Consider the following 17,090-nt stretch of genomic DNA (forward strand, 5'->3'; position numbering starts at 1 on the left):
TGCAAGTAGGATGCTCAATATTCAGCTACAAAGATACCCAAGCCTTAAGTTCACTGCTTTTTTGAGCCAGTTCAATTATTCTTATTGTATTTCGGGCTTGCTGCGGAGTGATTTTGAGTTTGTCATTTCCACATATGGCATCATACAGATTTTTGTACACTATAGTATAATCTCCTTGTTCACTTTCAACCTTCCCGCAGACATGGATGTCATTTATATCAGTATTCAGAGTTCCCCAGATTGCCTCAGGCTCTTTTCCCCATTCCGATTTGTCTAGAGGAAGTTCTCCAGTTTTTAAGGAGGATTCCTGAACGTCCATTCCATATTTTACAAAAGAACCTTTGCTTCCATGGATCATATACCTTGGGCCTTGCTCCCGTACTAACATTCCCGCTTTCAGCCTGGCTGTGAATGTTTTGTATTTTAGCAAAATATCAAAATTATCGATTGTTTTTGCATTTTCTCTTTGAGTATCAAGGCATGCAAATATTTCTTCAGGCAGACCAAACAATTGCTGCACCTGATCAATAAGATGAGATCCCAGGTCGTAAAGTATTCCTGATCCAGGCTCAATGTCCTCTTTCCATGAATTTGACATTACTTCGCTTCTGAATCTGTCAAAATGGGCTTCATACTCCACTATATTTCCCAAAAATCCGGCATCAAGTATTTTTTTTACAGTTCTAAAGTCACTGTCGTATCTTCTGTTATGATTTACAGATATCACTCTCCCCATTTTTTGTGACAAGGCTATAAGCTGGTTAGCTTCTTCAGGGGTAACTGTAAAGGGCTTTTCAACTAAAACATGTTTGTAATTTTCCAGGGCTTTTTTTGCCATATCAAAATGCAAATAATTGGGTAATGCAATAACAACCAAATCAATTTCAGAATCTAAAAATATATCTTCAATTTTATCTGCGATTATACTTTTATCATATTTTCCAATGAGCAAATCATTACTAGATCCACTTCTGCTAAAAATTTTATGAAGTTCAAATCCATCAACACTGCTTATAATTGGTTCATGAAAAACTCGACCGCCAACTCCATATCCTATAAGACCCACCTTGAGCTTTTTCATCACAGTCCCTCTTTCTTTTCTATTTCTGTCACGCACTGTGTCTTTATTCTTTCAACCAGAAACTGAAGTGCATCTATAACGTGAGGCCTTATGTCCCCACCAATCAGTATATACATTATGTCATCTCCAACATTCAGTGTTCCTTCGTTGAGCCATACTCTGACATGAAAGATTCCCTTCATGCGATATGTCTCGGCAATTGCTGCCTCGATTTTTTGCGATTCATAGCTGAATTCCATACCTGTAACTACAGTTCCATCATCTATGCCCTGTCTTACTCTGGCTTTTGGGGTTTGACGAACAACTCCGTTGTGAATAAGATACATTCCTTCTTGCAAAGAAGTTTCAGCGGATTTTGCCTCTTTCAGCCAATCTTCTATTGATGGCCTGTCGCTGTTTTTGTTCATATATACCTCCATCTCCGCTCTTGCTTTCCAGAAATTCAATGGCCCTGTCCTCAGGCAGCGGCCTGCTTACAAGATACCCCTGTATTATGTCGCAGTCATGCTTTTTCAGATACTCCATCTGAATATCTGTCTCGACGCCTTCTGCTACCACCTCAAGCCCCACCTTGTGCACCATAGATATGATGTCCTCTGATATCAGATTGCTCTCTTTCTTTACAGATATATTATCTATGAACTGCTTGTCAATCTTTACTATGTCTATGTTGAGATCTCTCAGCCTAGCAAAGGATGAGAATCCTGTTCCGAAATCGTCAAGCGACACTGCTATTCCCATATTTTTCACATCTTCCAGCTTCTGATTTATCAGCTCAAAATTTTCAATGAGCACTGACTCCGTAATCTCAAACTCGAGCAGGCTGAGATCCGCTCCGACTGAGTCCACCGTTTTTATTACATCATCAACGAAATCATCTCTGAGAAGCTGCATTGCTGATATGTTCACGGCGACAGCGATACTGTCAAATCCTATTTCATCGAGCCTGTTCAGAAACTCGCAGGATTTTTTGAGTATCAGTTTCCCAAGATCATATATGAGAAGCTTTCTTTCAGCTGTAGCTATAAACTCAACAGGCGAAACCATTCCCGTGTCAGGAAGCTTCATTCTGGCGAGCGCCTCAAAGCCGGTTATTATCTGCTTTTTTATATCAAGCTTTGGCTGGAACTCAAGATAGAAAATGCCCTCGCCCTCTCCTGATACGATCTTTCTCAGGGCTTTTTCAATGATATCCTCACGTTTGAGGTTCTCTTCCATATATTTTTTGTAGAAAACGATCTTTTCATCTTTGATATGCTCAATATTTGAAAGTGCAAGCGAAGCATCTCTTAGCACCTTGTCTGCAGAAATACCCTGATTCTCTATTTCGTATATCGAAATCTCAAGGCCTATATATTCATGTTTTGTGATTCCTTCAAATGGCTCTTTAAATATCTCTACCAGATTCTCCGCTATATCGGCAAGCTCTTTTGAATCTCTGTATCCCTCTACTGCAAGCACGAATCTGTCCGCATTGAATCTGAAGAACATGTGCTCCGGATCAGTAATTTCTCTTACCCTTCTGCCAATCTGCCTTAGTATTTCATCTCCATAGACAAATCCATAGGTCATGTTGAGCGTCTTGAAATTCACACAGTTGAGAAGCAGAACCGCTTTTTTTGATTTTTTCTGATTTTTTATTATCTCCTCCAGATATTCCTGAAGGTATTCTTTGTTTGGAAGTCCCGTAAGCCTGTCATAGTAGGCAGTCCTGACATTCATCTTATTTTTTCTGTAAGCATAGTAAAGAATAGTACCTACCACGGTCAGAATAAGAAAAAATTCGACAAATCCCTGTATTATTATGTTTCTTATATCATAATAAAAAAGATCAGATTTCCATACTATTGAAAGGGTCCCAAATTTCTCTGATCCATGAAATACAGGTGCACATGAATGCAGTACGCTTTTTCCATCAATCAGCCTATTTTCAGAGTCGGCATCAGACTTTGAGTAGTGTTCCCTTAGCTTCTCGTCCCTGATTTCGGTTCCGATGATTTCACTATCGCTGCTGGCTGCTACGATAAAGTCCGTGTCCGTAAAGTATACGTTTTCGACATTGTCCATTCTGACAATATCATTTACAAGCCGCTGGATATCAAATTTCTCCGTAAGATCATGAACATCTTCGGCAATTATTCCGACCTGCACAAAAGTGCCATCATTCTTTTTTACATAGCCAAATTTGAAGTACAGCTTGCTTTCGGTATCCTGGCGTATATCCTCTACAAGCGAAGTTCTGTCACCCACCATAAAATCATATACCGGATGTCTCTCATAAGCTGTCCACCCTATATACTCCTCATAATTGCTGTAGATTATGACCCCTTTATCATCATAGAGGTTTATCTGATCAACCTGAAATTTTTCGGCAAGATCTCCTATTTCTTCGTCGCTTCCGTAATTCTGCATGAGAAGAACAGCATTGCTCGCAGCCAGTATCCTTTGGTCGAGCATGTCCATTATCGTCTCATAAGCGACTGAGTTGTCCTCGAGCGTCCTTGAATAGCTGTCAGCTATGCTGATAGTAGATTCCTCAGTCATCCTGTAGATTTCTTCAATACGGCTGCTGGCCGTTATGTACATCATAGCCCCAAAAACCAGAGCCAGAACTATAAAGGGAATAAAAAAGTAATTGAAATCTTTTTTACTGAATTTCAGCATATCTTTTTCCATAAATTGTCACAGCTCCCAGTCTGATCGCGAAAAACATACATTAACATACTTTTAACTGTACCATTTAACGCTTAGCTCGTCAATATGATTGCTATGTTTATATGTGAATCTCTGCCTCAGAATACAGAACCGCCTTGCCGCTTAGCTTCACTCTTTCTCCATCCATTGTGCAGTAAAGCATACCGCTGCAGGATTTCCTCCAAAAACCCTGTCTGTAAAGGCATCAACTACATACTGCTTCATACTACTCGTCCTCCTTTTTGTCTGCATCCTCTTTTACTTCTGTAAATTCGACGTCTATAACATCTCTTTCTTTTTTTATCCTGCCTTTTACTTTTTCAGACTCAGGTTTAATTAAAAATTTATATTTTGAAATTATATTCCCTGCATAAGAAAGCATTGAAAAAACAACAAGTGCATCTTCCATATAACCAAAGACAGGTATAAAATCTGGAACCAAATCAATTGGCGATATCAAATATATACTCATCATTACAATAAGGAAGATCACTTCAACTTTTTTTGTAAATCCGACTTCATTCGAACTGAGAAAAGTACCCAAATATTTAAGATTTTTTATATAATTGAGCATTTTCCCTTTTTTGCTAAACCGATCCTTTGTTTTCATAATTTACCTTTCTTACTTTTTTGCAAAACTAAAATAAACACATTACTATAATATGATTATATATATGTGCACCATCTTAGTCAATTATCTTCTTATAATTTCTTCTTCATTTACTATTAGGTCCATGGCCACGTCAAATTCATCTACAGCTATTTCATCAAACATAAGATTACTCCTGCATATTACAATCTTATGAAATTTTGTATCAGAAAGATACCGATCATAGTATCCCCCACCTTTTCCAAGCCTGTTTCCATTTTTATCGCATGAAGTGCAGGGTATAATAGCGGCGTCTATTTGCTCAGGAGATATTTCAATGCAAGTTTCCAGTGGTTCCTCGATTCCAAAAAAACCTTTTTTTAAATCTGAAAAGCTTTTTATTTCATATACCCTAATGTTGTTTCCTTTAATACATTTTGGTACTCCTACTCGCTTTCCTGCCTTCAAAAGAGCTTCGATAACAGGTCTCGTTTCAATCTCGTCTTTCATTGAAACGAAGCAAAATACTGTATTTGCATTTTTTATTTCTTCTGTATTCAATATGTTTTGCTGTATGTTATAGTCAGATTTTCTTATTTCATCGCTGGTCATATATTTTTTTCTTTCTTTTATTATCTGTCGTATTTTGTTTTTTTCTTGTGAAATATTCATAATCTCTCCTTTTTGGTTTTTTAAAAAAGAGTCCCACTTATAGTAAGTGAAACTCTTTTTATTGTTAGCCTAATTTTTTTTCTATGATGTCTGCAAGTTCTCTCGCCATTTCTGTGATAAGAACTTTATCTTCTCCTTCGAGCATAACTCTTACAAGTGGCTCCGTTCCAGACGGTCTGATAAGAACTCTTCCCTTTCCATCCATTTTTGATTCAAGCTTTGATATTTCATTCTTTATTATTTCATCAGTCAAATATGCATTTTTATTTTCATTTTTTACTTTGGCATTTATTAATACCTGTGGAAATATATCCATAATAGTTGCAAGCGAGCTCATTGTTTTCCCTGAATCTTTGAGAATCTGAGCAAGTATAAGTGAAGAGAGAACTCCATCTCCAGTAGTATTGTAATCGATGAATATCATGTGTCCTGACTGTTCTCCACCAAGTGAGTAGTCATTTTTAATCATATTTTCGAGTACATACCTGTCTCCTACACTTGTAACTTCAAGATCAATGCCTTCTTTTTTAGATGCTATATGAAGTCCAAGGTTGCTCATAACCGTAACAACAAGTTTGTTGGATTTAAGTTTACCCTTGTTTTTCAAAAATTTGGCACATATGAGCATTATCTTATCCCCATCTATGACATTACCCTTTTCGTCAACCGCTATCAGTCTGTCGGCGTCTCCGTCATATGCAAGACCTATGTCTGACTTGTTTTCAACCACAGCTTTGCAAAGATTTTCAGGATAAGTGGATCCACAGTTTTTGTTTATATTTAAACCATTTGGTTCATTAGAAATACAAACTACCTCTGCTCCAAGTTTTTCAAAAACATGAGGTGCAACTTTGAAACTTGCTCCATTGGCACAGTCAAGAGTTACTTTGAGTCCTTTTAGGTCTGATTTTAAAGTTTCAACAAGAAAATTTTCATACTCTCTTACATAGTTTTCGCTGTACACTCTGGTGCCAATGTTAGCATGTGAAACCACAGCGTCAATCTTATCCATGTCATCCAAATAGCTCTCAATTTCTAATTCTATTGAATCATCAAGTTTGAGACCTGTTGAGTTGAAAAACTTAATGCCATTATATTCCATAGGGTTATGTGATGCAGATATTACGATTCCCGCGTCTGCCCTGTGTTTTTTTGTAAGGTATGCTATAGCTGGTGTAGGAGCAACGCCTATGTCTATTGCATCTCCACCTACACTCATTACTCCAGCTGCTATTGCACTGGAAAGCATATCTTTTGATATTCTTGTATCAGATCCTATAAAAACAGTTGTTTTGCCTTCTTTGTTTTCACTGTGTTTCTGCAGCACATATGCACCAGCTCTTCCAAGCTTGAATGCAAGTTCTGGCGTCAGTTCAGTATTTGCAACACCTCTGACCCCGTCTGTTCCAAAATGTTTTCTCATGATATTTATATTTCCTTTACTTATATAATAATATTTATACACACTATTATAATGCATATTTGATTATATTACTATATGCTTTCTCCACCTTTTATAAGAGCTTCTCTGTTTTGCGGTATAAATTTCTCTTTTGAAGGTCCAAATACTTTCTTGAAAGCTTCAAGTATCGACTCCACATCTACTATTTGGTTTGCTTTTAGTACAGCCCCTAGCATAACAAGGTTTGCAGCTTTTATATTTCCTATATCTGCCGCTAATTTATTGGCATCTATATAGTATGCCTGTATGTCTGTTCTTTCAACTTTTTTTTCTATAAGAGAAGAGTTTATAAATATCTTTCCTCCTGGCTTTACATCTTTTTCGAATTTTGTAAGAGACGGAAGGTTCATAACAATTGCAATATCTGCATCATTTGTTATTACAGGAGAGCTGATTTCTTCATCTGATACTGTAACTGCACAGTTTGCAGTTCCTCCTCGCATTTCTGGTCCATATGATGGAAGCCATGATACATGTTTATCTTCAATCATTCCAGCATAAGCAAGCAGCTGTCCCATTGACATAACTCCTTGTCCTCCAAATCCTGCGCATATAACTTTATTCTCCATATCTATTTCCCCTCCTCTATTTGTTTAAAATTTCCAAGTGGATAGAATGGTATCATATTATCTCTCAGCCATTGAAGTGAATCCACTGCAGTCATACCCCAGTTTGTAGGACAAGTTGAAAGTACTTCTACCATTGAGAATCCAAGACCCGCTTTTTGTACTTCAAAAGCTTTTCTTATTGCAGTTTTTGCTTTTCTTACGTTAGCTGGAGTATCAACAGTAACTCTTTCTACATATACTGCTCCATCAAGCGTAGCTATCAGTTCTGACATTCTTATAGGGAATCCATTTTTTACAGGATCTCTTCCGCTTTGTGAAGTTGTACTCTTTTGACCTATAAGTGTAGTTGGAGCCATCTGTCCACCAGTCATTCCGTAAATCGCGTTATTTACGAATATAGTAGTTATTTTTTCTCCTCTTGCTGCCGCATGAACTATCTCCGCCATACCAATCGATGCAAGGTCTCCGTCTCCTTGGTATGTGAATACAGTGTTTTGAGGATGAACTCTTTTTATAGCTGTTCCAACTGCAGGTGCTCTACCGTGCGCTGCTTCTTGCATGTCACAGTTAAAATAGTTGTAAGCAAGCACTGAACATCCAACAGGTGCTACTCCTACAGCTGATCCTAATACTTCCATTTCTTCAAGCACTTCTCCTACAAGTCTGTGTATAATTCCATGTGTACACCCAGGACAATAGTGAGTTGTAGCCTCTGTTAATCCCTGTGTTCTTTTAAATACGACTGTCATTATTTTGTACCCCCTGTTAATTCCTTTGCCTTGTTTACGATTTGCATTGGATCTGGAACTATTCCTCCAGCTCTTCCTACAAAGTGAACCGGTATCTTGCACTCTACAGCAAGTTTTACGTCATCTACCATCTGTCCCATACTCATCTCCGCACAGATCATGTTGCTTGCCTTAAGATTTTCAAAAGCTTTCAGTGGATATGGCCATAGAGTCTTAAGTCTTATAAGTCCCGCTTTTACGCCTTCTTTTCTAAGCTGATTAACGGCATTTCTTGCTATTCTTGAAGTTGTTCCATAAGCAACAACAACAATATCTGCATCTTCTACCAGATAGTTTTCATATCTTGCTTCATTTTCTTCTATTTCTTTATATTTAGCAGCCAGCCTGATATTGTGTTGCTCAAGTACATTTGAATCAAGGTAAAGTGAGTTTACAATATTTGGTTTTCTCTTTCCACCTGTACCAACTGTTGCCCAAGTCTTTTCTTCAAGTTTTCTTGGCTCAGGTTTTCTGAATTCAACCGGCTCCATCATCTGTCCAATCATTCCGTCTGCAACCACAAGAACTGGCATTCTGTAATAATCAGCTGCATCAAAAGCTTCTTGAACCATGTCTACTGCTTCTTGTATAGAAGCTGGTGCGTATACTATATGTCTGTAGTCTCCGTTTCCTCCACCTTTTGTTGACATATGATAATCTGCCTGTGACGGTTGTATACTTCCAAGCCCTGGGCCACCTCTCATCATATTTACTATCACTGCTGGAAGTTCAGCTCCAGCTATATATGTTATACCTTCTTGTTTTAACGCAATACCAGGAGATGAAGAAGATGTCATAGCTCTGGCGCCCGCACCTGCAGCTCCATATATCATGTTAATAGCTGATATTTCTGATTCCGACTGAATAAAAACTCCGCCTGCTTTTGGCAGTTCTCTAGACATATATTCTGGTATCTCGTTCTGTGGGGTTATAGGGTATCCTGCAAAAAATGTACATCCTGCTTCGATAGCAGCTTTTGCAATTGCCTCATTCCCCTTCATAAGTACTTTCATGATTATCCTCCTAATATCTTTCTACTGTAATTACACCATCTGGACACATTAGACCACAGCTTGCGCATCCGATGCACTTGTCAACTTCTTTAACTGTCGCAACATTGTAACCTTTGTTGTTCATAACTTCACTGTCAAGAGATATTATCTTAACTGGACATACTGATACACAAAGACCACATCCTTTGCAACGCTCTTGATCAAATGTTACTTTACCCTTTGCCATTGTAATTCCTCCTGTTTAATTTTAAATATTTAAAATAGCATAAAGCTAAATTAATCACATCCACTCCTCACGCATTATCATGAAAATAGGCATGATAACGTTATCAGGGTTATATTGTTTTAATTGTGTATTGTTTTTTGAATATTTCAAATTGTGTGAAATCGTTTTCCTCAAATCTGATTTTTTTTCCCAATAAGTAATATATCTTATTGGGATTCCTGTCATATTTTCTACTTCTCTTATTAGCTCAATTCCATCTGTAATGTCTTTCTCGCTTGTTTCTCTTAGCATATGAGTATTGCTTACAAGTCCGGTAACCTTAAGGCCGCTGGTTCTCTCAATATCACTTATATACTTTATTACTTTTTCTGCGGTATTTGTATATGCTCTGTTTTTGTTGATAACCATGAACATATCATACTCATATTTACTTATATCCTTGCTTATGGTTCCAAGCACTTTAGCACCAACATCATCTCCCCCAACATCAATTATATATTCGTAATCGATATTAGATATGGGTTTTGTAATATTTGCAGCTATAGCCGGCAGATCAAGACTACTATTTTTGAGTATGCTGGAAAAAGATTCTATATTATGTTCACTCAGCAAATCCTCTTTTTCTCTTGACCTGAAATACGGATTTACAACATCTATATCTGCTATTGCCACTTTTTGGGACTTTGAATTTTCAAAATTATATTCACTTATCTCCTTTGAGAGCCTCATGGCATAATTTACAGCAAACTCAGTCTTTCCACTTCCATAATGACCCACAATTATTCTGATTCTCTTGTCATCTCTAAGCATAATAACCTCATTGTTTCTCTATTAAATATAATCCTTAGCTTCCTCTTCTTTATATAAAACTCTGAGTGCTCCTTCTGCAAGTGCTATCATTTCGTCTTCTCCTGGATATATTACTACTTCAGCCATTTTGTTAACTCTGTTTTTTATCCAATCAGTCGTCATTTCAGAATATGCTATTCCACCTGTCAGTATTATTGCATCTACATCACAGCTGAGAACTGCCACACTTGAGCCTATATCTTTTGCAACCTGATAAGCCATCGCTTCATAAACAAGAGCTGCTTTTTGATTGCCATTTTTTATCATTTCTTCTACTTCTCTTGCATCATTTGTATTTAAATATGCTACCAGACCTCCATTACCTTTTATTCTCTTTTTAAGGTAATCTTTGGTGTATTTTTCATCATAGCACATATTTATCAACTGGCCTGATGGTAAACTGCCTGCTCTTTCAGGTGAAAAAGCGCCATCTCCGTCAAGTGCATTGTTTACATCTACTACTTTCCCTTTTTTATGTGCTCCAACAGATATTCCCCCGCCCAGATGAGCAACTACAACATTAATATCTTCGTAGTTTTTTCCTATGCTCTTGGCAAATCTTCTCGCTACAGCTTTTTGATTAAGTGCATGAAAAATTGATATTCTATCTATTTCCGGTATTCCAGAAACTCTGGCAATATCATCCATTTCGTCTACAACCACAGGATCTACTATAAATGCAGGCACAACTGCCATTTCAGCTATCTCTTTTGCAATGATTCCACCAAGATTTGAAGCATGCTCTCCTCTTTCGCCATTTGCAAGATCTTCAATCATCTGCTGATTTACTTCATAAGTTCCGCCTTCCATAGGCTTTAGAAGTCCACCTCTTCCAACTATAGCATCAAAGCTGTGAGGACTTATTCCGGCCTCCACAAGAGACTCTATTATAACTTCTTTTCTAAATGACTTCTGTGCAAATACGCTTTCGTATTTTTGTATTTCCTCAATTGAATGTCTAAGTGTTTTTTCCATTATTAGATTCTCATTTGAAAATACTGCTATTTTTGTAGATGTAGAACCTGGATTTATTGCTAAAATCTTGTATTCCTTCATGTTTTCCTCCAAATTATTAGAATTTACTTGAATATAATACAGCCAAGGCTATAGAATACATCTTCGTCTCTTCTGAATCAGCTCTTGATGTCAATACTATAGGCTTTGATGCGCCAAGTATTATACCAGCTATTTTTGATTTTGAAAAATAAGAAATCGCCTTATAAAGGACGTTTCCTGCCTCAATATCCGGCATCAAGAGTATATCACATTTCCCTGCTATAGGGTCGCTTATACCTTTATGATGGGCTGCTTCTTCACTCACAGCATTATCCAGAGCAAATGGTCCCCCAACAATACAACCTTCTATTTCACCACTTCTGTTCATTTCTACAAGCGATTGAGCATCAAGTGTTGCAGGCATTTTTTCGTCAACCTTTTCTTTTGCACATATAACCCCCACTTTGGGTTCATCAATATAAAGTGCATTGGCCAGTTTTACTGTATTCCTTATAATCGCTGCTTTAGAATTTAAATCAGGACTTATATTCATTGCTGCATCAGTAACAAAAATAAGTCTGTCATAACCTGGAATTTCAAAAACTGCAGCATGACTTATTGGATTACCTGTTCTCAAAGTAAGTTCCTTGTTTAAAACAGCTTTTAGTACTACTGACGTATCTACAAGACCTTTCATAAGTATGTCTGCTTTCTTGTCTGAAACAAGTTTTGCAGCTATTGCCGCAGCATTTTTATTATCTGGTTCATCGATGATGTCATACTTATTATAATCTATATTTAAATTTTTGCAAATATCGATTATTAAATTTTTGTCTCCCACAAGAGTCGCATCTGCAATCCCTGCTACATTTGCCATGTCTACAGATTTCAATACATCCTCATCCTGGGCACATGCAACTGCAATACGTTTGGGTCCGCTTATTTTAACTTTTTCCATTATTTCACTGAAATTTTTCATTTATCCTCCTAATTGTCGACGATGTTTATTACATCGGGTGTTATCTTAATGCTGAAAATCGGAAAGTCCACTTCATATAAAAGCTTGTATTGTTCCTGTAAATTTTCATTATTAATCAATATTCTTATATTATCAGGATTTATCCTGTTTGAATATTCTTTACCTGCAATTATCTTGATCTCTATTTCATTTGGAAGAGCTCCTCTTATTTCTTCAGCTTTAACTTCACCTGTAAGTGAAATGTCACTTTTGGGAATTTTAAATAAGTGATCCTGAAGCTCCATTTCTATTTCCTTTACCTTTATCTTATCATCAGTAAATTGTATCCCCTCAATTTTTTCCAGCTCATATGTTAAACCGGCAAGCTTATTAAAGCTTGACACTTTGATTGGAACAGTATTTACAGATGCAATTGAATCTACAATTGCTTCACTGCCTTGTATCTTTATATTTTCGACTGTTGATTTGAATGAACTGTTTTCAATAACCTGGTTTTCATCATCAACAAAAACAACTTTAACTGGTACATTTTTTGTCTTATCCAAATCAACATCAACTATAACAGAGGAATCTCTAATAGTAACCCCTTCAACTATATTATTTTTTTCATCCAAAGGTACTACATTTATCTTAGTACTAAAGTCCGCATAATTATTTTCAAGTTTTACCGTTCCTGATAGATTAACAACTTTTTCTACCTGGGATTGTGGCCCCTCAACATATAATCCAGCTTGATTAGGCTTTATCTGCTTTATTACATAATCACTCTTTAGATTTCCATCTGTATTTATTACGATATTTTTCATACTTATAACAGATCTTTCCAGTATAACTTCAATCTGAAGAGGATTTATACTGTATTCTATTTCTTTAGGCGAATCCATTACTATTTGCATCATATTTGATCCTTCTTTGGGATCATATATTTGACCTTTGGGATTAACCCCATTTTTTATATATTCATTTAGTGTTGATCTTTTTGACCTGAAATCTACCTTTACGTGAAAATTTTGTCCATATGCAAATGTCAAACCGTTGTTTCTGATTTCGTCAATATTCGTAATTGTCTCTATATTGATATTCTCAAAACTCCTGATAACAATAGGATCTACCTCAGACATAACGTATATCCACATAATAAATGCAAATATTATAGAAAAAATTTTAATTCTGAAATTATGCTTAAAGTGTTTAAACATCTATTCACCACCTTTTCTGAACAATTTTCTTTCATCGTCCCTCTTAAGGTTTTTTTTCAAATAGGTCTCAAGCTCTTCTTCGCCTATATTTTTGAACAATTTCCCATTGTCAGCTATAGATATGGCACCTGTTTCTTCAGACACCACAAGTGATATGCAGTCTGATTTTTCGCTTATTCCAAGAGCCGCTCTGTGCCGTGTTCCAACTTCCTGATTGAGTTTGTTGTTTTCTGTAAGCGGAAGGAAACATCCTGCTGCCATGACTCTGTCACCTCTTATTACTACTGCTCCATCATGAAGAGGAGTGTTTGGTATAAAAATATTTCGAAGTATCTGTCTGCTTATTTTTGCATCCACAAGAGTACCTGTCTGAATAATTTCATTAAGCCCTGTGTCTCTTTCGAAAACAATAAGTGCTCCTATTTTGGATTTTGAAAGAGAATTTACCGTATGAATAATTTCTGGAACTAATTTATCTATATCTACACTTCCTTCTATGTTAGATTTAATAAGAAACTTAGTTCTGCCTATATGTTCGAGTGCTCTTCTGAGCTCGGGTTGAAATACAATAAGAAGTGCAATCAGGCCCACCGTCATAGTATTCTTCAGTATCCAGTGTATAACCTGAAACTGCATCAGTTCTGATATCTTGCTTGTAAGGAGAAGTACCACTATTCCTTTAATTAGCTGCTCCGCTCTGGTTTCTTTAATGAGAAGATACACGTTGTAAAAAACATAAGCAACTATAGTAATATCTATTAGATCGAATATGCTTATATTCATTATTATATCTTTTAGTTCCCACATAATACTATGGCACCCCCATTTCTTATTATTTTCACACTTTTATTTCTATATTATTTCATACTTAAGCCCATATTTCAATACTATCTGCTCAAATTTCAGTTATTATCTAAACATATTTTATATGTAAACCATTAATTTATAAAATAATATTTTTTTTTGATGTTATCCTATTCCATAACTATATATTTTATGCTATGATGTTATGTACGAATTTACTTATGCATCCATAGCTCAGCTGGATAGAGCAGCGGCCTTCGAAGCCGCGTGTCAGGGGTTCGAATCCCTTTGGGTGCACCACTTTTTAGCTCTTTGCAATCTCTGCACAGAGCTATTTTTTATTACATTATCGTAACTTTTATAAATTAGTTATATACCCGTAAAAATTTATGATATAATATACTGGATTAGGAGGTCTTAAAATGGACAAAGATTTGGAACAAAAACCACATAAAAAAAAGAAAAAAAGAAAAATAAATTTTGCTAGGCTGATATCTCTAATACTTGCTATTGTGATTTTTGCCGGTGGAATTACCGCTGTTGCCGCTGCTCTTATTGTCATAAAAACGGCAGACCCTATAGACCCTACAAAAATTTCTGAGATACTTGATGAAAGTTCCTTTATATTTGATGACAAGGGTTCACTGATTGAAAAAATATCCAATGGTGAATACCGAAGCATCGTCCCGCTTTCACAAATACCTGTTGATCTTCAAAATGCAGTAATTGCTGTCGAAGATGAAAGATTCCTCGAGCACAATGGAATGGACATTAAAAGGATTTTCGGGGCCTTATGGTATGACATCAAGACTATGAGTCTTGCTCAGGGAGCTTCCACAATTACAATGCAGGTTGCAAAAAACATGTATACTACTATGGATAAAACCTGGACAAGAAAACTTAAAGATGTTTACTATGCTCTTGAGATTGAAAAAGCTTTGAGTAAAGATCAAATTCTTCACGCATATCTTAACACTATTGGGCTTGGAAGAGGAACAAGAGGCGTTCAGGCAGCAGCTCATGTTTATTTCGATAAAGATGTATCCGAACTAAACCTTCCCGAGTCAGCAATGATAGCCGGAATAACTCAGAATCCTTACAAATTTTCTGCATATGTAACTGCTCCGATCTCTTCAGATGAGGATTTTACTAACATGCAGGTAAGTCTGATCCCAAGCAACAGTGAAACTCCGGAGCCAACAACAGACGAACTGAAAACATATGATAAACTTTTAAGAAACGGACTTATTTCAAGCCTTGAACACAATCAGCTTGTAAAAAATGATTATTATGCCCGAAAAGCGGTTTTGAACCCCGATTCAAAAGAGAGACAGGAAATCGTACTCAAAATGATGCTTAAAAATGGATACATCACCGAATCTCAATATAATGAATCCATATCATACCCTATTAAAATCAATCTAGGAAAGAAAAAGCAGTCAAACATTTCTTCTTATTTTGCAGACAAAGTAAAAATCGAGACAATTTCAGCACTTGAGTCAGTAGGTTATTCCCAAGAGGATGCAAGTGAGATTCTCTATGGCGGAGGACTTAAAATATACTCAACGCTTAGTACCAGCATACAGAATATACTTGAAGAAGAAGTAAACAACCCAGCTAATTTCCCAGGAAGCAGAATCGATTCCGACGGGATACCCCAACCACAAGTTGCTTCTGTAATAATGGATCAATACACTGGCCAGATAAAGGCTTTAGTTGGAGGAAGAGGAATAAGTGGAAACAAGATATACAACAGAGCTTTAAATCCCAGACAGCCAGGTTCATCAATAAAACCCGTTGCGGTTTATCTTCCAGCTCTGGAAAACGGGTTTACTGGAGCTTCTGGCATAGTTGACGAACCAATCAAAAATGAAAAAGGCGAATATTGGCCAAAAAACTTCAGTTCTTATGATGGTCCTACCACATTAAGAAATTTAGTAATCAAATCTTCGAACGTAGGAGCGGTCCAGGTTGCCCAAAAAGTAGGCACCAAAACTATGATTGACTACATGAAAAACATGGGAATCTCAACAATAGTTACAAGAGATGTAAACTCCTCAGTAAATGATGAAAACCTTTCTCTGGCACTTGGTGGTATGACAAAAGGGGTTACTCCTCTTGATCTTACAGCTGCCTATGCGTCAATTGCTAACGCAGGAAAATATACAAAACCCATATTTGTAACAAAAATCGAAGATACCAGCGGAACCGTGCTCTATGAGAATACGCCACTGACAAGACAAATTGCAACTCCTCAAAATTCATATATAATGACTGACATAATGAAAGACGTTGTAAATCGTGGAACTGGTGGAAGAGCAAAAGTCAGAAATTTTGATACAGTTGGAAAAACTGGTACAACTAACGATGAAAAAGATATATGGTTTGCTGGATATACGCCTTACTACACAAGTGCACTATGGATTGGTGAGGATCAGCCAAAAGACATGAATAAATCAAGTGATGTTCCATCTGCTTTATGGGGAAAAATTATGAACAGAGTTCATTCAGGTATGCCTGCAAAGAACTTTATAGCTCCATCTGGGATGACTAGTGCTACTGTGTGTCTTCAAACCGGACTGATCAAGGGACCTTACTGTACAAGAACAGCCAGTGAAATTTTTGCTGCAGGAACGGTTCCTTCAAAAACATGCATGGAACATTCCGCTCCAATTGTGACTGACGGTCTGCTTGACGATGAAAGCAAGGCCAATGCAATAAAAAATGATAAAGATGAAAAAGATGATAAAGATGAAAAAGATGATAAAGATAAAAAGAATCCAGAAAATGAAACTCCAACAGATAACGAACAACCCGATACCCCAGAGTCAGATGACGATGGAAATGGATTATTTCAATAAAAAAGGGGCTGTCGGAGAATGACGTTTTTTGACCCCTAAACTTTAATAATTAAAAATCCTAGATTATTCAACATCTACAAAAATGTAGAGCACTGAATAATTTAGGATTTTTTTGTTTAATTTAATATTTATTGTATGACAAAAAAGCCATTTGATATTTTCTCATGACTTATAAAAACCCGATAGGATTAGGCTGTTTTTGCTTCGTAGGTTTTGATTTTTTCCTTCGCGAAGCGATAATATTTATTTAAATTTCTTCCTACAGCGTATAAAAGAAATTCTTTATATACTTTTTCAGATGTACGATG

The 17,090-nt window shown here is 36.6% G+C and carries 17 protein-coding genes and 1 tRNA gene; 2 read left to right on the plus strand and 16 right to left on the minus strand.

Annotation, left to right across the window (positions count from 1 at the left end; all coding sequences use genetic code 11):
• Positions 1–25: 25 nt before the first annotated feature.
• From G558_RS0100910 to cdaA, 16 genes are all read right to left on the minus strand, one after another.
• Positions 26–1,081: a Gfo/Idh/MocA family oxidoreductase gene (locus G558_RS0100910; RefSeq protein WP_242825189.1), complete on the minus strand. Its 1,056-nt coding sequence runs from the start codon at positions 1,079–1,081 to the stop codon at positions 26–28.
• Complete coding sequence (locus tag G558_RS0100915; RefSeq protein ID WP_028828472.1) at positions 1,081–1,488, minus strand: molybdenum cofactor biosynthesis protein MoaE; 408 nt, start codon at positions 1,486–1,488, stop codon at positions 1,081–1,083. The genes G558_RS0100910 and G558_RS0100915 overlap by 1 nt, the downstream gene beginning before the upstream one ends.
• Complete coding sequence (locus G558_RS0100920) at positions 1,427–3,757, minus strand: putative bifunctional diguanylate cyclase/phosphodiesterase (protein WP_028828473.1); 2,331 nt, start codon at positions 3,755–3,757, stop codon at positions 1,427–1,429. The genes G558_RS0100915 and G558_RS0100920 overlap by 62 nt, the downstream gene beginning before the upstream one ends.
• A gap of 147 nt (positions 3,758–3,904) precedes the next feature.
• A complete protein-coding gene (locus G558_RS13910) occupies positions 3,905–4,000 on the minus strand; it encodes a PhzF family phenazine biosynthesis protein (protein ID WP_207636188.1) in 96 nt (31 codons plus the stop codon).
• A 1-nt stretch (position 4,001) separates the two neighbouring features.
• Positions 4,002–4,385: a YkvA family protein gene (locus tag G558_RS12020; protein ID WP_036931315.1), complete on the minus strand. Its 384-nt coding sequence runs from the start codon at positions 4,383–4,385 to the stop codon at positions 4,002–4,004.
• 84 nt (positions 4,386–4,469) lie between these two features.
• The gene (locus G558_RS0100935; RefSeq protein ID WP_028828474.1) at positions 4,470–5,036 is read right to left on the minus strand and encodes a 5-formyltetrahydrofolate cyclo-ligase; all 567 of its coding nucleotides are present in this window, start codon (positions 5,034–5,036) and stop codon (positions 4,470–4,472) included.
• Positions 5,037–5,100: 64 nt separating this feature from the next.
• Entirely contained in the window at positions 5,101–6,459 is a 1,359-nt protein-coding gene (gene glmM / locus G558_RS0100940; RefSeq protein ID WP_028828475.1) for a phosphoglucosamine mutase, read from the minus strand.
• Between the two features lie 71 nt (positions 6,460–6,530).
• On the minus strand, positions 6,531–7,067 hold the full coding sequence (locus G558_RS0100945) for a 2-oxoacid:acceptor oxidoreductase family protein (protein WP_028828476.1): 537 nt from the start codon (positions 7,065–7,067) through the stop codon (positions 6,531–6,533).
• A 2-nt stretch (positions 7,068–7,069) separates the two neighbouring features.
• Positions 7,070–7,816 (minus strand): thiamine pyrophosphate-dependent enzyme, encoded by a 747-nt coding sequence (locus G558_RS0100950; RefSeq protein WP_028828477.1) that lies wholly within the window; start codon positions 7,814–7,816, stop codon positions 7,070–7,072.
• On the minus strand, positions 7,816–8,871 hold the full coding sequence (locus G558_RS0100955) for a 3-methyl-2-oxobutanoate dehydrogenase subunit VorB (protein WP_028828478.1): 1,056 nt from the start codon (positions 8,869–8,871) through the stop codon (positions 7,816–7,818). The genes G558_RS0100950 and G558_RS0100955 overlap by 1 nt, the downstream gene beginning before the upstream one ends.
• A gap of 7 nt (positions 8,872–8,878) precedes the next feature.
• Positions 8,879–9,094: a 4Fe-4S dicluster domain-containing protein gene (locus tag G558_RS0100960; RefSeq protein WP_028828479.1), complete on the minus strand. Its 216-nt coding sequence runs from the start codon at positions 9,092–9,094 to the stop codon at positions 8,879–8,881.
• 54 nt (positions 9,095–9,148) lie between these two features.
• Positions 9,149–9,904 (minus strand): hypothetical protein, encoded by a 756-nt coding sequence (locus G558_RS0100965; protein WP_028828480.1) that lies wholly within the window; start codon positions 9,902–9,904, stop codon positions 9,149–9,151.
• A gap of 21 nt (positions 9,905–9,925) precedes the next feature.
• Complete coding sequence (gene buk / locus G558_RS0100970; RefSeq protein WP_028828481.1) at positions 9,926–10,999, minus strand: butyrate kinase; 1,074 nt, start codon at positions 10,997–10,999, stop codon at positions 9,926–9,928.
• A 16-nt stretch (positions 11,000–11,015) separates the two neighbouring features.
• Positions 11,016–11,918 carry a phosphate butyryltransferase gene (locus G558_RS0100975; RefSeq protein WP_028828482.1) on the minus strand — a complete coding sequence of 301 codons (903 nt, stop codon included), beginning with the start codon at positions 11,916–11,918 and terminating at the stop codon, positions 11,016–11,018.
• Positions 11,919–11,926: 8 nt separating this feature from the next.
• Complete coding sequence (locus G558_RS0100980) at positions 11,927–13,117, minus strand: CdaR family protein (RefSeq protein WP_028828483.1); 1,191 nt, start codon at positions 13,115–13,117, stop codon at positions 11,927–11,929.
• Entirely contained in the window at positions 13,118–13,924 is an 807-nt protein-coding gene (cdaA, locus tag G558_RS0100985) for a diadenylate cyclase CdaA (protein ID WP_028828484.1), read from the minus strand.
• Positions 13,925–14,144: 220 nt separating this feature from the next.
• Here cdaA and G558_RS0100990 point away from each other — a divergent pair.
• Both G558_RS0100990 and G558_RS12025 read left to right on the plus strand, forming a co-directional pair.
• A tRNA-Arg gene (locus G558_RS0100990) sits at positions 14,145–14,221 on the plus strand.
• Positions 14,222–14,343: 122 nt separating this feature from the next.
• On the plus strand, positions 14,344–16,782 hold the full coding sequence (locus G558_RS12025) for a transglycosylase domain-containing protein (protein ID WP_051188383.1): 2,439 nt from the start codon (positions 14,344–14,346) through the stop codon (positions 16,780–16,782).
• Positions 16,783–17,090 lie beyond the last annotated feature (308 nt).

Source organism: Proteocatella sphenisci DSM 23131 (assembly GCF_000423525.1).
GTDB classification, from domain to species: domain Bacteria; phylum Bacillota; class Clostridia; order Peptostreptococcales; family Filifactoraceae; genus Proteocatella; species Proteocatella sphenisci.